Source organism: Streptomyces sp. NPDC046716, from assembly GCF_040645755.1.
In the GTDB taxonomy this organism is placed as follows: Bacteria; Actinomycetota; Actinomycetes; order Streptomycetales; family Streptomycetaceae; genus Streptomyces.
The window spans coordinates 82515-105174 of record NZ_JBEYYU010000027.1 but is presented as its reverse complement, the minus strand read 5'-3'; the positions used below and the strand labels follow the sequence as shown (position 1 = coordinate 105174).

At 71.7% G+C, this 22660-nt stretch carries 21 protein-coding genes; 11 read left to right on the top strand and 10 right to left on the bottom strand.

Annotation, left to right across the window (positions count from 1 at the left end; all coding sequences use genetic code 11):
* The first annotated feature begins 12 nt into the window (after positions 1-12).
* The gene (locus tag ABZ930_RS21350) at positions 13-339 is read left to right on the top strand and encodes a hypothetical protein (RefSeq protein ID WP_361549961.1); all 327 of its coding nucleotides are present in this window, start codon (positions 13-15) and stop codon (positions 337-339) included.
* A gap of 10 nt (positions 340-349) precedes the next feature.
* Here ABZ930_RS21350 and ABZ930_RS21345 read toward each other — a convergent pair whose 3' ends face one another.
* Together ABZ930_RS21345 and ABZ930_RS21340 are read right to left on the bottom strand one after the other, a co-directional pair.
* Entirely contained in the window at positions 350-1108 is a 759-nt protein-coding gene (locus tag ABZ930_RS21345; RefSeq protein ID WP_361549959.1) for a DeoR/GlpR family DNA-binding transcription regulator, read from the bottom strand.
* A 192-nt stretch (positions 1109-1300) separates the two neighbouring features.
* A complete protein-coding gene (locus ABZ930_RS21340) occupies positions 1301-1918 on the bottom strand; it encodes a hypothetical protein (RefSeq protein WP_361549957.1) in 618 nt (205 codons plus the stop codon).
* Between the two features lie 171 nt (positions 1919-2089).
* Between ABZ930_RS21340 and ABZ930_RS21335 the strand changes: the two genes are divergently transcribed.
* From ABZ930_RS21335 to ilvD, 7 genes are all read left to right on the top strand, one after another.
* Complete coding sequence (locus ABZ930_RS21335) at positions 2090-3073, top strand: hypothetical protein (RefSeq protein WP_361549955.1); 984 nt, start codon at positions 2090-2092, stop codon at positions 3071-3073.
* A 61-nt stretch (positions 3074-3134) separates the two neighbouring features.
* On the top strand, positions 3135-4337 hold the full coding sequence (locus ABZ930_RS21330) for a saccharopine dehydrogenase C-terminal domain-containing protein (protein WP_361549953.1): 1203 nt from the start codon (positions 3135-3137) through the stop codon (positions 4335-4337).
* A gap of 92 nt (positions 4338-4429) precedes the next feature.
* Positions 4430-5596 (top strand): SIS domain-containing protein, encoded by a 1167-nt coding sequence (locus ABZ930_RS21325; RefSeq protein WP_361549951.1) that lies wholly within the window; start codon positions 4430-4432, stop codon positions 5594-5596.
* Between the two features lie 23 nt (positions 5597-5619).
* The gene (locus ABZ930_RS21320) at positions 5620-6573 is read left to right on the top strand and encodes a BadF/BadG/BcrA/BcrD ATPase family protein (protein ID WP_361549949.1); all 954 of its coding nucleotides are present in this window, start codon (positions 5620-5622) and stop codon (positions 6571-6573) included.
* Positions 6574-6654: 81 nt separating this feature from the next.
* Positions 6655-8028 carry a hypothetical protein gene (locus ABZ930_RS21315; RefSeq protein WP_361549947.1) on the top strand — a complete coding sequence of 458 codons (1374 nt, stop codon included), beginning with the start codon at positions 6655-6657 and terminating at the stop codon, positions 8026-8028.
* 33 nt (positions 8029-8061) lie between these two features.
* A complete protein-coding gene (locus ABZ930_RS21310; RefSeq protein ID WP_361549945.1) occupies positions 8062-8910 on the top strand; it encodes a fumarylacetoacetate hydrolase family protein in 849 nt (282 codons plus the stop codon).
* A gap of 121 nt (positions 8911-9031) precedes the next feature.
* Entirely contained in the window at positions 9032-10678 is a 1647-nt protein-coding gene (gene ilvD / locus ABZ930_RS21305; protein WP_361549943.1) for a dihydroxy-acid dehydratase, read from the top strand.
* A gap of 145 nt (positions 10679-10823) precedes the next feature.
* On the opposite strand, the gene ABZ930_RS21300 is transcribed toward ilvD, so the two are convergent.
* Positions 10824-11693, bottom strand: coding sequence for an alpha/beta hydrolase (locus ABZ930_RS21300; RefSeq protein WP_361549941.1), 870 nt, complete (start codon positions 11691-11693; stop codon positions 10824-10826).
* A 64-nt stretch (positions 11694-11757) separates the two neighbouring features.
* On the opposite strand from ABZ930_RS21300, the gene arr reads away from it, so the two are divergent.
* Entirely contained in the window at positions 11758-12168 is a 411-nt protein-coding gene (gene arr, locus ABZ930_RS21295; protein ID WP_361549939.1) for an NAD(+)--rifampin ADP-ribosyltransferase, read from the top strand.
* 20 nt (positions 12169-12188) lie between these two features.
* Here arr and ABZ930_RS21290 read toward each other — a convergent pair whose 3' ends face one another.
* The 5 genes from ABZ930_RS21290 to ABZ930_RS21270 all read right to left on the bottom strand — a co-directional run bounded on the left by ABZ930_RS21290 (position 12189) and on the right by ABZ930_RS21270 (position 17230).
* Positions 12189-14084 carry a S9 family peptidase gene (locus tag ABZ930_RS21290; RefSeq protein ID WP_361549937.1) on the bottom strand — a complete coding sequence of 632 codons (1896 nt, stop codon included), beginning with the start codon at positions 14082-14084 and terminating at the stop codon, positions 12189-12191.
* A gap of 74 nt (positions 14085-14158) precedes the next feature.
* Positions 14159-14929, bottom strand: a complete 771-nt coding sequence (locus tag ABZ930_RS21285) for a DUF3159 domain-containing protein (RefSeq protein WP_361549935.1) — start codon at positions 14927-14929, stop codon at positions 14159-14161.
* A 155-nt stretch (positions 14930-15084) separates the two neighbouring features.
* Complete coding sequence (locus ABZ930_RS21280; RefSeq protein WP_361549933.1) at positions 15085-15735, bottom strand: helix-turn-helix domain-containing protein; 651 nt, start codon at positions 15733-15735, stop codon at positions 15085-15087.
* Positions 15736-15878: 143 nt separating this feature from the next.
* Positions 15879-16628: a helix-turn-helix domain-containing protein gene (locus tag ABZ930_RS21275; protein WP_361549931.1), complete on the bottom strand. Its 750-nt coding sequence runs from the start codon at positions 16626-16628 to the stop codon at positions 15879-15881.
* A gap of 62 nt (positions 16629-16690) precedes the next feature.
* The gene (locus ABZ930_RS21270; protein WP_361549929.1) at positions 16691-17230 is read right to left on the bottom strand and encodes a GNAT family N-acetyltransferase; all 540 of its coding nucleotides are present in this window, start codon (positions 17228-17230) and stop codon (positions 16691-16693) included.
* A 236-nt stretch (positions 17231-17466) separates the two neighbouring features.
* Between ABZ930_RS21270 and proP the strand changes: the two genes are divergently transcribed.
* A complete protein-coding gene (gene proP, locus ABZ930_RS21265; RefSeq protein ID WP_361549983.1) occupies positions 17467-18933 on the top strand; it encodes a glycine betaine/L-proline transporter ProP in 1467 nt (488 codons plus the stop codon).
* Between the two features lie 124 nt (positions 18934-19057).
* The gene (locus ABZ930_RS21260; RefSeq protein WP_361549927.1) at positions 19058-20032 is read left to right on the top strand and encodes a helix-turn-helix domain-containing protein; all 975 of its coding nucleotides are present in this window, start codon (positions 19058-19060) and stop codon (positions 20030-20032) included.
* 34 nt (positions 20033-20066) lie between these two features.
* Here the strand turns inward: ABZ930_RS21260 and ABZ930_RS21255 are convergent, their stop codons facing one another.
* Positions 20067-20669 (bottom strand): GPP34 family phosphoprotein, encoded by a 603-nt coding sequence (locus ABZ930_RS21255; protein ID WP_361549925.1) that lies wholly within the window; start codon positions 20667-20669, stop codon positions 20067-20069.
* Positions 20670-20765: 96 nt separating this feature from the next.
* Positions 20766-22652, bottom strand: coding sequence for a cellulase family glycosylhydrolase (locus ABZ930_RS21250; RefSeq protein ID WP_361549923.1), 1887 nt, complete (start codon positions 22650-22652; stop codon positions 20766-20768).
* Positions 22653-22660: the final 8 nt, after the last annotated feature.

Sequence of the window (22660 nt, the reverse complement as noted above, 5' to 3'; positions counted from 1 at the left end):
AGGAGCCCCCGTATGCCCGTGATCCAGGTGACCGCGCCGAAGGCTTCCGTGGGAGGGGACGACGCGGCGCGGCTGAAGCATCTGTGCGGCGAGGTCGCGACGGCGCTCGGGCTACCGCCCTCCGGGGTGGTCGCGGTCCTCTGCGAGGCAGCTCTGACCAGCACGGGCGACGGGCCCGTACCCGCGTGGCCACTGGCCGTCGTCCACGGTTCCGACCGTGGACCGGACGCGACGCGTCGGGCCCTGAACGCGGCGGCGGCAGCACTGGCGCAGGGCTGGAGCGTCCCGCGCGAGGAGGTCTGGGTCGAGTGGGCGGGTTCGCGGACCCCGGGAGACTGACGGGGTCCGGTCAGACCTGCACGACGTCCACCCCGGCGGCGCGCAGCGCCCGCACCTCGTCCTCGGGCGCCGAGGCGTCGGTGATCACCCGGTGGAGCCGGCCGGCGGAAGCCACCCGGACCGGGCCCGAGCGGCCGAACTTCGAGCCGTCGACCAGGGCCGTGATCCGCCGGACGCGCGAGAGCAGCCAGCGGTCGGTCTCCGCCTCGTCCACGTGCGCGCCGCTGACCCCCGCGTCCGTGATGCCGTACGCGCCCACGAACGCCTCGTCCACCTGCAACTCCTCCAGCGCCTGCCGGGTCAGGTGGCCGAGCAGCGACATCTCGCGGTGGCGCAGGTAGCCGCCGAGCACGACCGTGCTGATCTCCTCGAACTGGGCGAGTTCACCGGCCAGATGGAGCGAGTTGGTGACGACGGTCAGCCGCTCGATCCCGTCGAGCAGCGGCACCATCGCGGCCGTGGTCGTGCCACCCGTGATCAGGATCGTGGCGCCGGGAGCGACGTGCTCGACGGCGGCGCTCGCGAGCTTGCTCTTCTCCCAGGAGGCGACCGAACTGCGCTGCGGCCGGTCCAACTCGTCGGCCTGGACCGCCTCGGCCATCGCGCCGCCGTGGGTGCGGTTCAGCAGGCCCTGGGACTGCAGTACGGACAGGTCCCTGCGGATCGTCGACGGGCTGACGTCCAGCCGCTCGGCGAGCGTGCCCACATGGGCGACGCCTTCCGCGCGCACCACGTGAAGCAGCCTCTTCCTGCGCTCGGCGCCCAGCATGGCCCGGTCCCACTTCCCTCGGCAGGGGTGTGTCGGCCGGCTCGGCCTCGGCACCCGCGGATTCTTCGGCCGACGGTGGTCCGGCGGCCTCGCATGAAGCAGCTTACTGGCGTTGCTCATCCTTGCCGGAAGTTGACTCCGGTGCGTGCGGCGGATCGCCGCACGTCCGGTCTTTTCGGTCATGGATCGCGGTCACCTCGGACGTGCCGACCAGGGGCGGACGGCGCCGAGCACCGCGTCGCGGTCGTTCGGGGCGTCCAGCAGGGCGAGGGCGGCGGCGGAGATCTCGTGCGGAGTGTGCCACCGCGTCGCCGACCCACCCTCGTGCCAGCCGAGCAGGAGAAGCCTGCTCGCCGGTCCCGAACGGGCGGCCGCGGGAAGGTCGTTGGGTGTCCACCCATCGGCATCCGCGCCGGGTACGGGCGGCGCGGCCCATGCACTCGTCGCGAGGACGACGACCGGACCCTCGACGGCGGAGCCGACCAGTTCCGCCAGCTTCGCGGGCGGGACGGCTGGGGCGTACACCACGGCTCCGGTCAGAGGTGCGCGTTCGGCGGCGCCGCGCAGAACCGAGCCGAAGTCGAGCGCCGTGACGTCCGCGGCGAGCGGGGTGACCCGGCCCGGGTGCTCGGCGGCGAGCTCGCGCAGGCCGGCCGCCGAGCGGGCGACAGCCGTCACGGACACGGCCCGCTCGCTCAACGCGGTGACGGCCGGGCGCAGGATGCGGGTCGCGCCGACGACCAGCACCTGACCGCCCTGCGACGACTCCGGTACGGGTGCGCGGCGCCCTGACGCGTTCCGTTCTGGCATGGTCCCGGCCTTCCTCTCGGGTACTGACTCACCGCCATCATCGCTCACTCTTGCTCGTTTATGCTCATTGACGCTTGTTAATGAGAGTGAATAGGCTGCCGATGTGGCGCTCCCGGCCGATGGCCCGGGATCGACGCCGATGTTCTCGTTGCCCGGCCCTGAAGGTGTTCCATGGCTGCTTCCCCTTCCTCCTCCCTCCGCGTGGCGTCACCCCCGGTCTCCCGGGGAGGCATCGGTCTCGCGCAGGGACGCTACGGCGTCCGCGGGAACCTGGAACTCGTGCTCTGCGACGACCAGGACGGACTGTGGGTGCTCTGGTTCAACGGCGACCCGCAGGACATCGCTCCCGAACCCGGCGGGCCGCCGCCCGGCGAGTGGAGCGGAGCGCTGCGCTTCGCGCCCGGCCACCGCTACGACGAGGTCGGCGTCCTGCAGAGCCGACACGGCCCGCACCACCTCGAACTGGTGGCCCGCTGCGGCGACACGCCCCATCGCCTGCGCTGGAGCCCCGAGGCGGCGTTCACCACGGAACCGTCACCGCCCAGCGGCCCCGCCCGTGCGGTCACATCGGCGGAGACCACGAACGGCGCGCTGTGGACCGGCGTCCTCGGAACCGACGGCGAACCGCGCGTCCTGCGCGCGGATCCGACCGCCTATCCGCACCTCGCGTGGTCCGACGACACACCGGCGCACGCCCTCCTCACCGACTCCAGGTGGAGCGCGATGGCCCTGGTGGCGGTCCGGGACGCCACACGCCCCGGGGTCGTCCTGTCGGGCGACCGCGAAGGCCTCTACCTCTCCCCCACCGGCGAAACGCACCCCGTTCCGGCGGGAACGATCGCGGCCGCGGTCCCCGACGGCGACAGCGCGCGGGTGTACGTGTGGGCGGAAGGCACCTGCCTCGACGTCCTCACCCCCGGGCAGCCCGGCCGGACGCGCCGGCTGCCGCTCCCGGGATCCGGGGACGTAACCGCCGTCGCGGCCACGCCGGTCTCCTACGAGCCGGGCCGCACCGACCTCGTCGTCCGCCGGGGCGGACAGCTCTGGCACCTGCGGGACCACGGCGCCGAGGGCACCGCCTTCACCGCGACCGCGCTCGTGAGCAGACTGACGCCCGCGCCGGGAGCCGGACCCCACCCGGTGCACCGGGGCTGACCCCGCCCGCAGCACGACCGACTCGACACCCCTTCACAGCGAAGAGACCCGAGGAATCATCATGCGCATTCTCATCGTCGGCGCCGGAGGCGTGGGCACTGCCGCCGCGGCGATCGCCGCCCGGCGCTCCTTCTTCGACCACTGCGTGATCGCCGACTACGTCCTCGACCGGGCCGTACGGGCCACGGAGGCCACCGAGGACGCCCGTTTCGTCGCCGCACGGATCGACGCCTCCGACGAGGAAGCCGTCGTCGCCCTCCTGCGTGAACACCGCTGCGACGTCCTGCTGAACGCGACGGACCCGCGGTTCGTCATGCCTCTCTTCCGCGCGGCCCTGGCCGGCGGAGCCCACTACCTCGACATGGCGATGTCGCTGTCCCGCCCGCACCCCGAGCGGCCGTACGCCGAGACCGGCGTCATGCTCGGCGACGAACAGTTCGCCCTCGCGTCCGAGTGGGAGAGCGCCGGCCGCCTCGCCCTGGTGGGCATCGGGGTCGAGCCCGGCCTCTCCGACGTCTTCGCCCGCTACGCCGCCGACCACCTCTTCGACAGCATCGACGAGATCGGCGTGCGCGACGGCGCGAACCTGACGGTCGACGGGTACGAGTTCGCCCCGTCGTTCTCCATCTGGACGACGATCGAGGAGTGCCTGAACCCGCCGGTCGTCTGGGAGAAGGACCGCGGCTGGTTCACCACCGAGCCGTTCTCCGAGCCGGAGGTCTTCGACTTCCCCGAGGGAATCGGCGAGGTCGAGTGCGTCAACGTCGAGCACGAGGAGGTCCTCCTCATCCCGCGCTGGGTGGACGCCCCGCGCGTCACCTTCAAGTACGGCCTCGGGCAGGAGTTCATCGACGTCCTGCGCACTCTGCACAAGCTGGGCCTGGACCGCACCGAGAAGGTGCGCGTCGGCGACGTCGAGGTCTCCCCGCGCGACGTGGTCGCCGCCTGCCTCCCCGACCCGGCGGGCCTCGGCGACCGGATGCGCGGCAAGACCTGCGCCGGCACCTGGGTGAAGGGAGTCCGCGACGGCGCTCCCCGCGAGGTGTACCTCTACCACGTGGTCGACAACGAGTGGTCGATGGCCGAGTACGCCTCCCAGGCCGTCGTCTGGCAGACCGCGCTCAACCCGGTCGTCGCCCTCGAACTGCTGGCGGGCGGCCGGTGGAAGGGCAGCGGCGTCCTCGGCCCGGAGGCCCTGCCCGCCGAACCCTTCCTCGGCCTCCTCGAGGAGTACGGCGCCCCGTGGGGCATGCGCGAGCAGTGACCCGCCGGCGGGTCACTGCCGCCCCCTGAACCACGCGCGGGCCCGAGCCGTACAAGATCCGCGCCAGTACCCCCACGCTTGAAGGAGTTCGTGTGAAGACCGCCGTCCCCGAGACCGCCGACCGTCAGCAGGTGCCGCAAGGCGCCACCCACACCCACCGCGAGATCCGCCAACAACCGCGCCTGTGGGCCGAGATGACGACGCGACTCAGCGAACAGCGCGACTGGCTCGACGCGTTCCTGGGCCCCGTGCTGGCCGAACCGCGGCTGCGGATCGTCCTCACGGGCGCCGGGACCTCCGCCTACGCCGGGCAGGTCGCGCGCTCGGCGCTGGCGAGAGCCACGGGCCGCACGGTCGAGGCCGTCGCCACGACCGACATCACGGCCGACCCCACCTCCTGCTTCGCGGAGCGCGACCGGCCGACGCTGCTCGTGTCCTTCGCCCGCTCCGGGAACAGCCCCGAGAGCCTCGCCGCGACGCAGATCGCCGACCAACTCCTTGACCGCTGCGCCCATTTGGTGATCACCTGCAACGCGGACGGTTCGCTCGCCACACGTCATCAGAACCGCGCCGACTCCTACGTCCTGCTGACGCCGCCGGAGTCCGAGGACCAGGGCTTCGCGATGACGTCGAGCCTGACCTGCATGCTCCTCGCGGCGCTCCGGGCGCTCGGCGGTACCCACATCCGGGGCCTCGACGCCTGCCCCGAGGCGGCCACATCCCTGCTCGCCGGCGGCACGCCCGACCGCGTCGCCGAGCTGACCGACCGCGCTCCCGAGCGGTTCGTCTACCTGGGCAGCGGCGCGCTGGCCGCCCTCGCCGGTGAGTCCGCGCTCAAGCTCCTCGAACTGACCGGAGGCGCGGTCACGGCCCTCTCCGACTCGTCACTGGGCTTCCGCCACGGCCCCAAGGCGTTCCTCACGCAGCGCACCGCGGTCGTCGTCTACATCTCCAACGACCCCTACACGCGCCGCTACGACCTCGACATCTTCCACGAGATGAGCGCCGCGCTGCCCGCCGGACACGTCGTGGCGGTCGCGGCCCGGCCCGACGGTCTCCCGGCCGAACACACCTGGCTGATCGAGGGCATGGCCGACGCGGAGGACACCGCGCTGGCGCTGCCCGCCGTGCTGTGCGCCCAACTCGTCGCGCTCAACGCCTCGTTGGCCTGCGGGGTACGCCCGGACAACCCGTTCCCCGACGGCGAGGTCAACCGGGTCGTGCAGGGCGTCACCATCCACCCCCTGCCTCAGCACTGAACCAGTCGGAAGGAAGACACCCCATGTATCTCGGAGTCGACGGCGGCGGCACCAAGACGGCCTTCGCGATCGTGGACGCCTCCGGCACGGTGCTGGGCACGGTCACCCGGCCCTCCACCTCGCCCGCGCTCGGGGATCACGGCATGGACACCGCGCGGAGCGTGCTGCACGACGGCATCCGGGCCGTCTGCGAACAGGCCGGCATCGACGCCGAGCGGCTGGAGTCCGCCTACTTCGGACTGCCGCAGCACGGTGAGTCCCCCAGGCTCACCGAGGCGCTGGACGCGCTCCCCAGGGAGCTCCTCGGCCACGACCGGTACGCGGTCGGCAACGACATGATGTGCGGCTGGGCCGGTTCCCTCGGGCTCGCCGACGGCATCAACGTGATCAGCGGCACGGGATCCATGGCGTACGGCGTCCTGCGCGGCCGCGACGAGCGCACCGGCGGCTGGGGCGAACTCTTCGGCGACGAGGGCTCCGCGTACTGGATCGCCGTCCAGGGCCTGAATCTGTTCACGCGCATGAGCGACGGCCGCGCCCCGCGCGGACCGCTGCACACGGTGCTGCGGCACCGCCTCCAACTCGACTCGGACCTGGACCTCGTCGACGTCATGCTCCTGGGCCGCCCGGACCGCACCGCCGTCGCCGCGGTGAGCCGGTACGTGTCCGAGGCCGCGGCGGAGGGCGACGAGCAGTGCCTGCGCATCCTCACCCGGGCCGGCGAGGAACTGGCCGCACTCGCCCGCGCCGCGCGGCACGCACTGGCGGCCGCTCCCGAGGAGGCGGTCCCCGTCTCCTGGTCGGGCGGAGTGTTCACCGAGGACCGGGTGCGCGAGGCGTTCACCGACGCCCTGGCCTCCTTCCCCGAGCCGTACGACACCCGCCCGCCGCTGGGCACGCCCGTCGTCGGGGCGGCGCTGCTCGCCGCCCGGCTCGCCGGTGAACCGGTCGTCCCGGGCCGCCCCGGCACCGACTGACCTGCCGCCGCTCCCACCTCACCCGCTCCGCCGCCCGCTCCTCTCGGAAGGGCCGCCGGACGCACCCGAAAGGACAAGCCCGTGTCAGCCAGCACCTCCGACCGCCGCTCTCTCGTGCTCATCGGCGCCGGCAGCGCCGTCTTCACCCGCGGCCTCCTCGCCGACCTCATCGGCGCGGACGACCTCGGCTCCTGGGAGATCCGGCTCGTCGACGTCAACCCGGAAGCGCTCTCGATCACCGCCCGCCTCGCCGAGCGCATGGTGGAGGCCCGCGGCGCCGAGAAGCGCATCACCGTACGCTCGTCCACCGACCGGCGCACCGAACTGCCGGGCGCCGACTACGTCGTGACCTGCGTGGGCGTCGGCGGCCGGCCCGCGTGGCAGACCGACCACGAGATCTGCCAGCGGCACGGCGTCTTCCAGCCGGTCGGCGACTCAGTGCTGCCCGGCGGGATCTCCCGGCTGCTGCGCACCACGCCCGTCATGGTCGACATCGCGCGCGACATCGTCGAACTCGCCCCGGACGCCTACTTCTTCAACTACAGCAACCCGATGACCGCCAACATCCAGGCGATGACCCGCTACGCGGGCGCCGAGGTCATCGGCCTGTGCCACGGCATGCACCACGTGCAGCGCGAGCTCGCCGCGTTCGCCGGACTGCCGTTCGAGGAGACGTCGACGCTGTACGCCGGCATCAACCACCTCACGTTCATCTACGACTTCCGCCACCGCGGCCAGGACGCGTGGCCCGCCGTGCGGGAGCGGATGGAGCGCGAACTCGCCGAGCCGCCCCACCCGGACGACATCGGCGCGATCTGGGAGAACGGCAAGGCCTGGCACAACCCGTTCTCCTGGGAGTTCTTCCGCACCTACGGCGCGTACCCGGCGGCCAACGACCGGCACGTCGTGGAGTTCTTCCCCGAGCGCTGGGCGAGCGGCGACTACTACGGCAAGAAGCTCGGCGTCGACGCGTTCTCCGTGCCGGAGATCCTCGCGTGGGGCGAGGAGCGCTACCAGTCGATGCGCGTCCAGGCCGAAGGGGACGCGCCGCTCGACGAGACGGCGTTCGACCGGTCCACCGGCGAGCAGGAACAGCTCCTCGCGATCATCCGGTCGATCACGTTCGACCGGCGCGAGATGTTCTCCGTGAACGTGCCGAACCGGGGCAGCGTCCCGGGCCTGCCGGACGGGGCGGCCCTGGAGATCCCGGCCGTGGCGACGGCGCGCGGTCTGCGTCAGCTGCGGGTGCCCGATCTGTCCGCCCCGCTGACCGCGATCCTCGCGCGGCGCCTGGCCCCCGTCGAGCTGGCGGTCGAGGCCGCGATGACGGGCGACCGCGACCTGGTGGTCGAGGCCGTCATCTCCGACGGCGCGGTCACCGACCGGGACGCGGCCGCAGCCCTGACCGATGACCTGCTCAAGGCTCAGAGCCGTTTCCTGCCCCGCTTCAGCTGACACCCGCACACCGACGACGAGCCTGGAGAGACAGTGAAGATTGCCCGAGTGCGGTACGAGGGACGGGTCCTGGCGGCCCGCGTGGACGGCGACACCGTGTTCCCCGTGGTGGTGGAGGACCAGCGGCACATGTCCGACGCGGTCCGCGATCTCATCGCCGACGGGACGGCCGAAGAGACGCTGAGCGCCGAGGTGGCCGGGGTTCCGCTCGCCGACGTGGAGCTGCTCAGCCCGCTCGCCGCCCCGCAGAAGATCGTCTGCATCGGCCTGAACTACGCCGACCACATCCGCGAGACCGGCCTGGAGACCCCGAAGGTCCCGCTGGCGTTCGTCAAGACCGCGCACTGTCTGACGGGTCCCACGGCTCCGGTTCGCGTACAGAACGGCACGACCGAGCAGCTGGACTGGGAGGCCGAGCTGGCCGTCGTCATCGGCCGCACGGCGCGCGACGTGAGCGCCGAGGACGCGGCGTCGTACGTCTTCGGCTACACCGTCGCGAACGACGTGTCCGCACGGGACGCGCAGTTCTCCGACGGGCAGTGGTTCCGCGGCAAGAACTTCGACGCCTTCTGCCCGCTCGGCCCCTGGATCGTCACCGCGGCCGACGTGCCGGACCCCCAGGCCCTCGCCATCTCCGCCCGCGTCAACGGCGAGACGGTACAGGACAGTTCGACCAAGGAGATGATCTTCGGGGTGGCCGAGACGATCTCCTACCTGTCCCGGTACATGACCTTGCACCCCGGCGACGTCATCGCCACGGGTACCCCGCACGGCGTCGGCATGGGCCGCGATCCGCAGCTGTGGCTGCGGGACGGGGACGTCGTGGAGGTCGAGGTCGAGGGCATCGGCCTGCTGCGCAACCCGATCCACGTCACCGACTGACGGCGGCAGGACCTGCCGCCGTCCTCCGCGGCCTCCTCCGCCCCACCCCCGGCCGGAGGAGGCCGCCCCCGACCACCTGTTTCGCACTCCGCATTCCGCACATCGCGACGAAGGAGCCGCAATGAACATCGCAGACGACCCCGACCGCGCACCGGCCCGCTCGCACCTGTACGCGATGGGCCTCAGCGACGAGGAGATGCGCCGTCCCACCGTCGGCATCGCCTCGACCTGGACCGGGACGATGCCCTGCAACCTGACCCACCGCGATCTGGCGCGCCACGTCGCCGCCGGAGTGCGCCGGGCGGGCGGTCAGCCCATGGAGTTCAACACCATCGCCGTCTCCGACAACCTGACGATGGGCACACCCGGCATGCGGGCCTCGCTCGTCAGCCGGGAAGTCATCGCCGACTCCATCGAACTCATGGGCCGTGCCCACCAGTTCGACGCGATGGTCTGCATCGTCGGCTGCGACAAGACGGTCCCCGCCGCCATGATGGCGATGGCCCGCCTCGACATCCCGTCCGTGCTCCTCTACAGCGGCAGCATGATGCCGGGGACGTGGCGCGGCCGCGAGGTGACCATCCAGGACATGTGGGAGGCCCTCGGCGAACGGGCCGTCGGCCGGGTCAGCCAGGAGGACGTGGACGACCTCGCCCGGCACGCCTGCCCCGGCGCCGGGACCTGCGCGGCGCAGTACACCGCGAACACGATGGGCACCGTCGCGGACTTCCTCGGCCTCGCGCCCTTCGGCGTCGGGGACATCCCCGCCACCGCGCGGGAGAAGACGGCAGCGGCCGAACGCGTCGGCGAACTCGCCCTCGACGTCCTCTCCCGTGACGTGCGCCCGTCCTCGCTCCTGACGGAGGACGCCTTCCACAACGCGATCGTCTCCGTCGCCGCCATGGGCGGGTCCACCAACGCCGTCCTGCATCTGCTCGCCATCGCGCGCGAGGCCGGGATCGACCTGCCCATCGACCGGATCGGCGAGGTGTGCCGGCAGGTCCCGATCATCACGGCGCTGAAGCCCGCCGGGCCGTACACGGCCGCGGATCTGTGGCGGGCCGGCGGTACGTCGCTGGTGGCGGCGCGGCTGCTGGAGGCGGGCGTGCTGCGCGACTCGGTGACCCTGGTCGACGGTCGCTCACCGGCGGACGTGGCGGCGCAGGCCGCCGAGGCGGAGGGGCAGGAGGTCGTCACCTCGGTGAAGTCGCCCGTGAAGCCGGCGGGCGCGCTCGCGATCCTGCGCGGCTCGCTCTCCCCGGACGGATGCGTCCTGAAGCTCGGCGGGCGTCCCGACTTCGTACGCCGGGGCACCGCCAAGGTCTTCGACTCCGAGGAGGAGTGCTTCGAGGCGATCCAGGGCGGCCGGATCGCGGACGGCGACATGGTGATCGTCCGCTACGAGGGCCCGGCCGGCGGCCCCGGCATGCGCGAGATGCTGTCGATCACCGGTGCCCTCGTGGGCCAGGGACTCGGCGACTCCGTCACCCTGGTCACCGACGGACGCTTCAGCGGCGTCTCCCGCGGCCTGGTCATCGGCCATGTCGCACCGGAGGCCTGGGCGGGCGGCCCCATCGCGCTCGTCGAGGACGGCGACACAGTCGTCGTCGACTCCGCCCGCAACGCCCTCGACCTCGACGTCCCGGCCGAGGAACTGGCCGAGCGCCGGGCCCGCTGGACCCGCCCCGCGCGTCCTCTCGAGCGTGGGGTCCTCAGCAAGTACGCGGCGGTCGTCGGTTCGGCGTCGGACGGCGCGGTGACGTCCTGACTCCCTGACGCGCCCCGAGCCGTGGGGCGTCTCCGTGCGGCGTGCCCGACCAGGCACGCCGCACGCCGCCGCCGAGTGCGGCCGAGTCACCTCCGACGCACCTCGACGCCCAGACCGTCCGGCTATCCGCGCCGGCCCGTGCGGATCACCTCCCGCCGTCAAGGACCTCCCGCAGTCGATGCGCGAACTCGTCCGGCTTCCCCGGATATCCGAACTCTCCGTCGCAGAAGCCGCCGTGATGGCTCGGGAACACGGTCACCCGCTGCCCGAGCAGCTCGGCGGTCGCGACGGAAGTGCGTCCGGTCAACAGGTCCGCGGACTCCTCGCCCACGGCGATCACAACGCGGGTCGGCGCCGCGGCGAGCGCTTCGGCATCCGGTCGGTAGCCGCTGACCGCCCACGACCGGTCGGACAGCAGCGGATCGTCACGCGATCCGTCGTCGCCCGTGGGCATCCCGTAGGCGGCGGGATCCGCCTCCGGCTGCGCGAAGTACGCGTCGGTGAACTCGCCCTTCCACGACGTCATGGCCACGAACGCAGCCATCCCGGCCCCCCATCCCCGCTTCTCGTACGCCTCCCGCACCCCGGCCCGCGCCCGCACGGCCGCCGGACCGTCCGTGGTGAGCGTGATGAGCGGCGGCTCGTGCGCGACCAGGGTGGTCACGTCCCCCGGGTACTTCGCCACGACCGCGAGCGCGGTGACCGCGCCGCCGCTGCTGGCGAACATCTCCACCGGCCCGGCCCCGAGCGCCTCGATGACGGCGTGCACGTCGTCGGCCTGGAGCCGCGGCGTGTGGTCGACGCGGCCGTCCTTGCGCGTGCTGCGACCGAGCCCGCGCGGGTCATAGGTGACGACCGTCCGCTCGGGGAAACGTGCCGCGAGCGCGGCGAAGCCCGAAGCGTCCATGGGCTGCCCGATCATGACCAACGGCGGCCGCCCGTCCGCGGTCGGCAGGGGCCCGCGAAGGTCAAGGACGAGGTTCGCGCCGGCTGTCTCAAGTGTTCGAGTCTCCATACCCGTACAGACCGGCCACGGCCCGAGAAATCATCGCGGCAGCTTGATTTGATAATCTCGCCCGATGGACGAGGTGTTGGACGCGGGGCCTTTCTTTCACGGCACAAAAGCTGAATTGCAGGTCGGAGAGCACCTCACCGCCGGTTTCCGTTCCAACTACCGGCCCGAGATCGTGATGAATCACATCTACTTCACCGCGTTGCGCGACGGAGCGGGGCTCGCCGCCGAGCTCGCCGCCGGAGACGGAACTCCGCGTGTGTACGCCGTCGAACCGACCGGCGCATTCGAGAACGACCCCAACGTCACCGACAAGAAGTTCCCCGGAAATCCCACCCGCTCCTATCGCAGCAGGGAACCCCTCCGGATTGTCGGCGAGGTCACCGACTGGACGCGGCAGACACCCGAGGCCCTCCGGGCGTGGCAGGACCGGCTCGCGGCGATGCGCTCGGACGGCCGCGCCGAAATCATCAACTGACGGCGCCGTGAGAGGGCGGGCTACCCTTCACGGCGCCCGCCGAGATGCGTGGCGAAGAAACGGTCGACGTCGAGGTACAGCTCGCGATTGTTCTTCGGGTTCACGAAGCTGTGCCCCTCGTCACCCATGACCCTGTACTCGACGACGGCCCCGTGAGAGCGCGCCGCCTCGACGAGGCGGTCCGACTGGCCCCGCACGACGCGTGGGTCGTTGGCACCCTGGACCACCATCAGCGGGGTACGGATCCGGTCCGCGTGGGTGAGCGGGGAACGGGCGCGCATGTCCGCCTCCTGCTCCGGATCATCGGGGTCGCCGACGAAACGGAACCAGTTGTCGGCCAGCGAAGGCCGGGTGAACTCCGGGAGGCTGCGCAGGAAGCCGGGGAGGTCGGAGACCCCGACGAGGTCGACGGCCGCCGCGAACAGGTCCGGCGTGAAGGTGACGCCGACCAGCGCGGCGTACCCGCCGTAGGAGGCGCCGAAGACGCCGACGCGTTCCGGATCCGCGTAGCCCTCCCGCACGGCCCAGTCGACACCGTCCACCAGGTCGTCGTGCATCCTGCCGGCGAACTCACCGACCGCGGCCTGCGTGAAGGCCTTGCCGTAGCCGGTCGAGCCGCGGAAGTTGACCTGGAGGACGGCGTAGCCGCGATTGGCGAGCAACTGGACCACCGGGTGGTATCCCCAGCTGTCGCGGGCCCAGGGACCACCGTGCACCAGCAGCACCATGGGCAGGCGCACCGGTTCCACGCCGACCGGCAGCGTGAGGTACGAGGGGAGGGTGAGCCCGTCACGGGAGGTGAGGGTGACGGAGCGCATCGGGGCGAGGGTGTCGGGTGCGAGGTGCGGGTAGGGCCTGAACAGGAGGCGGCTCTCGCCCGTGCGGTGGTCGTAGAGGTAGGTGCGTCCCGGGTCCCGGTCGTGGGTGAAGGCGGCGACCCAGAGCTGTCCGCTCTCGTCGCTCGACAGGGTGCTCAGATCGCCGTCGCACAGGGCGTCGAGCCGTTCCAGGACATCGGCGAAGTGCGGGGCGACGGCGTTGACCGTCTGGCGGTCGCCGAGGTAGCGCGCGCCGATCAGCTCGCCGGTGCGGCGGTCGAGGATGAGCGGCGGGGGCAGCGTGGGGAAGACCTGCGCGCGGGTGTCGAGTTCGAGCCGGGGGTGGCTGTCGGCCTCCGTCTCCGTCCCGGTGGTCAGGTCCAGGCGGGCGACACCTGTGAGGTCGCCGTCCAGGTGCGAGCCGATCCACACACCGGTGCCGTCCGGAGTCGCCTGAACCGGGTACATGCCGTAGGGCAGTTCACTGTTGTCGAACTCTGCGATCGTCTCGGTGGGACCTCGCTCCGCGTCCCATCCGGTGAGCAACCGGGCGCCGCCCTCCGCGCGGACCAGCGCGTACAGCTCGCCGGTGCCGCTGTGGATCCAGTCGTCGATCCGGCCGTCGTTGCGGGCGAGCAGGGTCAACTCCGCTGTCGCGATGTCGAGTTCGTACAGGTCGAACTCGACGGGGTCGCGGCTGTTGAGGCGGAGGATCGCCCGCCCTGGCCGACCGGGGGCCGCCGGCTGATAGCCGGCGGCACGGACTCCGGGCGGGAAGGGCGTCAGGTCGAGCGCCGGGGCCTCGGGGTCGTCCAGGTCGACGCGGTAGAGGTGCCAGTTCTCGTCGCCCTCGCCGTCCTGCTCGTAGAGCAGCCACCGCGGGTCGTCGGTCCAGTGATACGTGTGCACACCCCGATGGGCGTCGGCGGTCACGGGCCGGGCGTCCGGCGGGCCTTCGAGGTTCTCCGTCCAGACGTTGAGGTGGTCCTTCCACGGCGCGAGGTAGGCGATCCTGGTGCCGTCCGGGGAGATCGTGGCCCTGGTGCGCTCGGGCGGCCGGAAGAACTCCTCGGCGGTGATGAGGGGCGGCAGCGGCATGGTGGGTCCTTCGGAACCGTGTGTGCTTCACAAGGGTGGGGGGACGTGTGCTTCGCCGGGGCGGCGGGCCGCGATCAGGCGCGGGGCGCGGTCCGGCGGGTCCGGGCGTCGGGGGTCCGGAATCGCAGGGTCCGCTCGTCGTGCGTGTCATCGGCCGGGGCGGCCGGGGCCTCGGTCCGCTCCAGCGCGGCGAGACGCTTGCCCGAGCGGCGGGCCGCCCAGACGACGACGAGCAGGGCCAGGGCGAGCAGCGGGTAACCCATCGCGATCTTCGCCACGGCCAGCCAGCCGGTGGAGTCCGCGTCGTAGAGCCACTGCTGCACGACGAAGCGGGCGGCGAAGACGGCGGTCAGGGCGAGGGTGGCGATGTCGTAGTAGCGCACCGAGGGCTTGTCGCGCAGCCAGCGGGAGCCGGCGCTGTTCAACGCGCCCCAGACGAGACCGGCCAGCGGTCGGCGGACCGCCACGGACAGCAGGAAGAGGGCGCCGAGCACCAGGTTCGACCAGATGCCCAGCAGGAAGTAGCCCTTCGCGGAGCCGGTCTTCCAGGCCACGAAGGAGGCGACCGCTACGCCGAACAGGCCGGAGATCGCGGGCTGGATCGGTTCCTTGCGGATCAGCCTCAGCGCGGTGATGCCCAGAGCGACGGCGAACGCGACGACGATCGCGGCGGTCAGCCCCGCGGACGCGTTGGCGACCACGAACGCGACGACGGGCAGGGTGGTGTAGACGAGCCCCGTGGTGCCACCCATCTGTTCCAGGGCGGTGGGCTTGGCCTTCTTCTCGGGCGTTTCGGGTGCGGTTTCGGTGTCGGTGTCGGTGTCGGTGTCGGTGTCGGTGGCCATGGTCGTTCACTCCGTTCATCCGTTGGCGGTCTCGCTCTGTCCGTGTCCCGGTGCTTCTGGGCCTGTCCCCGAAGTGGCGTCACATGCTTCGTGTCGGCTGAATGACACCAAGTGCCAGACAGCCGGGGTGGGGCGCGGATCCGTGGGCGCCGACGTCAGTTCGCGGAATCGGTCCCACCGCGGACCGGGTCGCCGACGACTCCCCCGGTGGCCCGGCGGATCGCGCCGGCGAACTGCCGCGCCAGCAACTGCGGTTCGCCGAACTCCCGCTGTGCGGTGCCCGCGAGGACGGCGGCGCCCACGTGTTCCTCCAGCACCCGGACCACCCCGGCGGCAGCCGCGGCGTGCAGTCGTATCTCCAGGTCCACGGCCGGGCGCTCCAGCCGGGCGGCGAGGATCGCGCGCAGCTCGCCCTCGATCCGGTCGCAGGCCGTCAACCACACCGTGCGCAGCACGGGTTCGGTCTCGGCGAGGGAGATCATGCGCAGGGCGAGCACCTCGTCGGCCCGCTCCTCGGGGCGCGACTTCCGTGCGTACTGCGCGACTTCGGCGGCGAGGTGGTCGGCGAGCGCGGCATCGAGGGGCCAGTCGCGTACGACCGACATGAACCACTCGACGCCGTACATCACGACCGGCTCCGCGCAGCTCTCCTTGGTGCGGAAGTGGCGCCAGACAGTACGTACGGAGACGCCGACGTCGCTCGCGATCCGCTCCCCGCTCGTGGCCTCCACGCCCCGCTCCCAGAAGAGCCGGCAGGCCGCTCGGGAGACGTTCATCCGCAGCATCAGGCGGCGGTGGTCGCTCATGCCGCCTCTCGTCCGCCTCGGTGTCGCCATGAGGTGTCACCTCCTCGGTGGCTTCGCACATTCAGGAGCGTCACTAGACGTCATAATGTCACTAAGTGACGCTCCTGACAATGACGTCTCCCCGGGTTCGGCGAAACGGCTGGTCAGGCGGGTCGGGCGGCGACCGGGTCGCCCACGGCTCCCCCGGTGGCCCGGCGCACGGCCCGGGCGACGCGGTCGGCGGCGTCGGCGAACTCCCGGGGGTCGGCGCCCCCGAGCAGCGCCGCGCCGATGTCCTCGTTGACGACCCGCAGCGCGGAGGAGGCGGCCGCCGCGTGCAGCCGGACGTCCAGGTCGTCCGGCGTGAGTCCGAGGCGGTCCGCGACGATCCGGCCCATCTCGCGCTCCACCTGGTCGCACGCCATCAGCCACGCCGTGCGCAGGGCGGGCTCCTTGTCGGCGAGCAGGATCATCTTCATCGCGAGGTCGTTGTCGGCCCGCGTGAAGGCACTGGCCTCCCGGGAGTACACGGCCATCTGCTCGGTGAACTGCTCCTCGAGGGAGAGATGCGGGGGCCAGTCGCGCAAGGTGGCCATCTCCCACTCCAGGCCCTGCGCCACGATCGGCTCCGCGCAACTCTCCTTGCTGCGGAAATGGCGCCAGATGGTGCGCGTCGACAGCCCCACCGCCTCGGCGATCTGGTCGCCGCTGGTCGCGTCGACACCCTGTTCCCAGAAGAGCCGCGCGGCCTCTCGCGAGATCTCGAGCCGGACCCGGTGGCGCCGCTGCTCGCTCATCCCGCCACCGCGCCCCTCCTCGGCCCGCCCCGCTCCGCCGGACTTCGTGCCCTTCGCCTTCTCGGACGCCGACCCGACCATCACCGCTCCTGCCTCCGCGCTCCCGTTCTCCACCATGCTGTCATCAAGTGACGCGCTCCCGGGCGCGGCGCGGTGCCGGGAACCTCCTCAGGGTCCGGTCACCGGGCCGGGGGCGCCGGGGGCCGCATGCCCAGCCACTGCTCGGCGTCCCATGCCTCGAAGCGCTCCACTTCGGTGAACCCCAGGAGCGCCGCGAGAGCCAGCGAGCGGGTGTTGGCGGTCTGCGTGGTGAGGACCACCGGCTCGTCGGGGAGCACCTCCGCCAGCCAGTCGAGCGCCGCCGTGCACGCCTCGGCCGCGTACCCGCTCCCCCACGCCCGCGGCAGGAACAGATAGCCGAGATCGACCTTCCCCACCGCCGCCGGGCAGCGGTGCTCCGTCACTCTTCTGAGGAGGATCTGGCCGATCATCGCGCCGTCGAGCTCGACCACGAAACTCCCCCGCCACCCTCCGGGCACCGCGGGCATCTCCCGCTCGAGGTCTCCGCGCGGCCTGGGGCCGCCGAGGTAGGTGTGCACCTGTGCCGAGGAGAACAGCTCGATGAAGACCGGCCGGTCCCTGGCCTCGGCCTCGCGCAGCAGCAACCGCGCCGTCCGGATCGGGGCGGGCGGCCAGTCAACGGATCCAAGATCAGCCATGTCGGCCAGCCAACCAACAAGCCCGGCGGGGAACAAGCCCCTGTCCCCAAGCCCGAACGCCGAGGGACACACCCAAAGGCCCTCCTCAGAGTGCGCCGGGTGATCGATGGGGCAGAGACTTGGCCGAGGCGGACAGGAAGAACAACCGGGAGAGGCGGCACCGGCACGTGGCCCACACACCCTCCGACGGCCCGACCAACGCAGGCCGCAAGCGGATGCCCCAGACCATCGCGGACATGCCCCGGCACGTACGGGAGGAACTGGCCCGCCGACTGCGCCGCACCAAACGGGCCTACCGCGAACAGGACGTCCAAGTCGTCGAGAAACCCCTGCTCAAACGAGCCGTCGGGGCATCGGCACTCGGCAACTGCATGGAGTGGTTCGACTTCGGGGTCTACAGCTACCTCGCCGCGACCATCGGCAAGGTCTTCTTCCCCGGCGCCTCCCCGGGCGCCCAGCTGATCTCGTCCTTCGCGACCTTCGCCGCGGCATTCGTCGTACGCCCGCTCGGCGGGCTCGTCTTCGGCCCCCTCGGCGACCGCGTCGGACGGCAGAAGGTCCTCGCCACCACCATGATCATGATGGCGGCCGGCACCTTCTCCATCGGTCTCATCCCCAGCTACTCCACCATCGGCATCGCCGCCCCGATCCTTCTGCTCCTCGCCCGCATGGTGCAGGGCTTCTCCACCGGCGGCGAATACGGCGGCGCGACCACCTTCGTCGCCGAGTACTCGCCGGACCGCCGACGCGGCTTCCTCTCCAGCTGGCTCGACTTCGGCACCTTCGTCGGCTACGCCCTCGGATCCGCGCTGGTCACCGTGTTGAACGCGGCCCTCACCGACGACCAGATGCTGTCCTGGGGCTGGCGCCTGCCGTTCCTGATCGCCGGTCCCCTGGGGGTCATCGGCCTCTACATGCGGCTCAAACTGGAGGAGTCCCCGGCCTTCCAGCAGCAGCTCGACGAACACGAGAAGAACCTCGCCCAGGACTCGGTCGGCAGCGAGTTCAAGACCATCGTCCGCGAGCACTGGCGTCCCCTGCTGGTCTGCATGGGCCTGGTCCTGCTCTACAACGTCACCAACTACATGGTCACCGGCTATCTGCCGACCTACCAGACGGAGACACTCGACCGCTCCAGCAGTTCGGCGGACGTCCTGGTCCTCATCGGCATGGTGTGGATCGTCATCCTCATCACCTTCCTCGGACGCCTCAGCGACCACATCGGCAGACGCCCCCTGTACGCCGGCGCGGCCATCGCCATGATCATCCTCGCCATCCCCGCCTTCCTCCTCATCAAGGCCCACGGCACCTGGCCCCCCATCTTCGGCGTGCTGATCCTGTCCACCCTGCTCGCCTGCTTCGCCGCCCCCAGCGCCGCCACCCTCCCCGCGCTCTTCCCGACCGCGGTCCGCTACGCCGCCATGGGCATCGGCTTCAACTTCGCCGTCGCGGCATTCGGAGGCACCACTCCCCTGGTCACCGAAGCGCTCGTCAACGCGACCGGCGACAAGCTGGTACCCGCCTACTACCTCATGGTCGCCGGCGTCATCGGCCTCATCACCGTCAAGTTCCTGCCGGAAAGCGCACAGCTGCCCCTCAGCGGCTCCCAGCCGATGGTCGCCTCCGCGGAGGAGCAGCAGGAACTCATCGACACCTCACAAGACCTCTACCGGTACGCCAAGGAACAGTCCTCGTCCCACTGACCCGTCAGTGCTCGCAGGTCAGAGCGGCGAGAGGGAGCGAGCGGCGGCCTGCCCGACGCGAGTACTGTTCCCTGTGGCGACTCGCCCACCGGGTCGTTCCTCAGCAGACAGGCAGGTTCACCCGTTGGTCGACGTCGACGACTCAGCCGACAGCCCGGGCCCGCGCGAGGCCATCGTGGCGCGGGGCGAGAACCGGGTCCTGGAGACTCTGCACGACCTGTACGGCATGGGGGTCGGGCTGCGGAACCTGCACAGCGGTTCCCAGTTGATGATCCAGCGCTCCCGGCGCGGGGCCGTCGCCGTGGACCGCGTCGTGTCGAACAGCACGTTCTCCTTCGACGCGGGCCCGATCGACAGCCTCATGGTGCTCTATCTGCGCGACGGAGGGTACGAGACCACCACGGGCGGTGTCTCCGCGCAGGTGGGCGGCTGGGAACCGCTGATCGCCTTCCAGCCGGGCGGCAACGCCATCGGCACGGTGGATCGCATGGACACCCGCACCATCACCATCGACATGCACGTCGTGCGCGCCGTGAGCGACACCGTGCACGACGACCGGCGGCGCCTGCACTTCACGAGCCTCACCGCGCCCACGCCCGGACTGCGGCAGGCCTGGATGGCGACAGCCGACTACGCGGCGCGCGCCCTCGAAGGGGAGAGCGCGACGAACGCGCTGTTCCAGGACAGCGTGGCCCGCGCCCTGGCCGGCGCGGCGCTCGCCGTGTTCCCCAACACCTTCCAGGCGGACGACCTGCACTACGCGCGGGCGCGGTTCACCGGCGCGGCCACCGTGCGGCGCGCCCAGGCGTTCATCGAGGCGTGCGCCGCGGAACCGCTGACGCCCGCCGTCGTCGCCACGCACGTCAGTCTGTCCGCGGCGGCGCTCGAGAACGGCTTCCGTCAGCACGCCTCCTGCTCCGTCATGGACTTCGTCGCGCGCACCCGACTGCGCAGGGCCCACGACGACCTGACCGCCGGTACGGCCGGGACGTCCGTCGCGCAGGTGGCCGCCCGCTGGGGCTGGACCAGTCGGCAGCAGTTCCTGAGCGACTACCGCAGGGCGTACGGCGAGATTCCCCAGCAGCGCACCGCACCGTAGGCCGGCGTCGTCGGACCCGGGCTCTCCGGCCGTCTCAGAAACCCCGCCAGACGTTGTCGAACGCGGCGTCCTCGATCTCCCGGCGCTGCCGCACGGCCTCGAGCTCCATCACCGCGTTGCCGACGGCCGCGAGGACGGTGGTGACCGCGTCGTCGGCGATGCCCTGTTCCGCCTCGGGCTTCTCGTCCTGTGCCCCGGCCGCCGCCGCCAGGACGGACAGGACGGGCTCGCCGGACGCCCGGCGCCGCTCGGCACGGTCACGCGCCGCGGGGTCCACCTCGGGGCGACGCCCCAGCAGCGGGTTGCGACGGCCACGCCCCCGAGCCCCCGGCCCGTCCGCCTCCAACTCGTCGACGTAGGCGGCGGCGAGTCCGCGGCCGCGCCGCCACAGCCAGTCCTCGACCGTCTCGAAGGGCTCCTCACGGACCAGCGCCGTGGCGGCCTCGTCCAGGAGCCGATCCCCCGTCCGCACGGGCGCACCGGGCACCATGCGGTCCTCGTCCAGAGTGAGCGCACCGGCGCCGACCAGGTCGATCACCTCGGCGGCCGCGAGCGCGAGCGACAGGTCGCCCTGCTCCACCGTGCGGCCGGGCGTCACGCCGAGAGCGACGAGGGCGAGATCCTGCGCAGTGGTCATCAGCACTCCAGGTCGTTCGTGAGCCCCGTTCGAGCCGAGTCTGTCACGACCGCTCGCCCAGCGCTCCTGACAGATCCCTGCCCCCACCCCGACGTGTCAGATCTTGCGGCAGTACAGCGCGTCCGGGGTGCCGCCGCGGCCGAGGGCCGTCGAGAAGGCGATGCCGGCCGCGTACTCGTCGGCGTCGCACTGGGCCTTGTAGAAGCCGCCTGCGTAGTCGCCGCCCTCTCCGGACGCGGGGCGGGAGTCGCCGCGGTCGTCCCACAGGGTGCGGCCGGCGCCTGCGAGGGGGATGCGTGCGGCGGAGCACAGGGTGGCGGAGACCTTGTTGCCGCGGACGCTGTATCCGCTCATGAACTGCCCCGCGGCGCACTGGTATTTGGTGAAGCCGCGCGCCCAGTCCGTGGTGACGTTCACCTCGGAGGTGACCTTGACGGGTGTCGCGGAGGTCGCGAGGTCCGCGGTTCCGGCGTCGGTGCACAGGCCGCCCTGACCGCGTTGGCTGATGCCGATCAGCCGCTGGTCGTCGGGGCAGGACAGTTTCCGGGCGCCGCCGTCCCAGTCCGCGGCCGCCCTCAGCGAGCGGTTGGCGTCGGTGTGGGTGGCCTTCAGCATCGACCATGTGCGCACCCGCGGAACCGGTCCCTGGCGGCCGTCGGCGGCGGTGAGCTGACGCCATGCGGTGCCGCGCCAGTCGTCGGCGTCCAAAACGCTGCGTGCGGCGCCGGTGGTGTCGTAGCGGATCAGGCCCCACGGGTTGCCCTGGTCGCCGTCCTGGAAGCCGACGGCCGGCCAGTACGCGAAGTCGAGGTCGTGGTCGACGAGGAAGTCGACGGTATTGGCGAACCAGGCGCGTTCCTTGGTGTCGGCGTCCTTGCCGACACCGAACTCGCTGATCCAGACCGGTGCGGTGAAGTGGCGGTCGGGGGTGTCGGCGACGTAGGAGGCGGTGTCGCGCATGGTCTGGAACAGCTCGTCCCTGCTGAGGTCGCGGTAGCGGGCGTCGGTGGTCTCGCCGATGCCGGTCGCGCCGCTGTGCCGGGGGCCGGTGTACCCGTAGAAGTGGGCGGCGTAGACCAGTTTGTGGCTGCGCACCAGTGTGTTCGACAGCGTGGCCAGGGGTTTGAGGAGGGGGCGGTCGTGCCAGAATCCGTCGACCGGGATGCCCGCCCAGTTGATGCCTTCGACCATGACGAGCAGGTCCGGGTTGGCGTCCTTGAGGATCAGATCGCCGGCCTGCTGGGCTGCCGCGGCCCAGTCGTGGGAGTCGCCGAGTCCCCAGTTGGGGTCGTCCAGGACGTCACGGCGTACCTCGTTGCGCAGGTCGGCGCCCACGACGCGCGGGTTGGACCGGTAGCGCTTGGCCATGAAGACCCAGTCGTCGAGCCATTTCTGGAGGCTCTGGCCGCTGTTCCAGCGTTCGTTGCCGTCGACGCCGCAGCACCAACGGGTCGTGGTGGTGTGGTTGTTGAGGATCACCGCGAGTCCGGCGTCGGTGAGCGCGCGGACGGTGCGGTCGAACACCTCCAGCGGGCGCAGTCCGTTGAGCTCCGGGTTGGCGGTCAGTCCTGTCACCGGGCGGGTGTCGCCGATCATCTCGTTGGAGAAGGGCAGACGCACGCTGTTCAGTCCGAGGCCGCGGAAGTCGGCGACGACGCGGCTCATCGGCACCCGGTCCAGGCCGAGCGGCGCGCGGTGCCCGACCTCTCCCGCGTGGTTGTGTGCGGGGTCGTCGTCGGAACCGGAGCCGTCCCAGGTGCCGCTGGCGCCGTGCCAGTTCCCCGACTTGAGCTTGAAGCGTCGTCCGTCGGCGTCGACGATGTAGCGGCCGCGCGTGCTGAGCGGCGCGGTCCACTCCGCCGTCGCGGGCGCGGCCGCCGGGAGGCTCGGCGACGGTGCGGTGCGTCTCTCGTCCGCGGTGGCGGGCGCCTGTACGGCGAACGCGATCAGCAGAGCGACGACCGCACAGGAAGGAAGGCGCACGACATCAC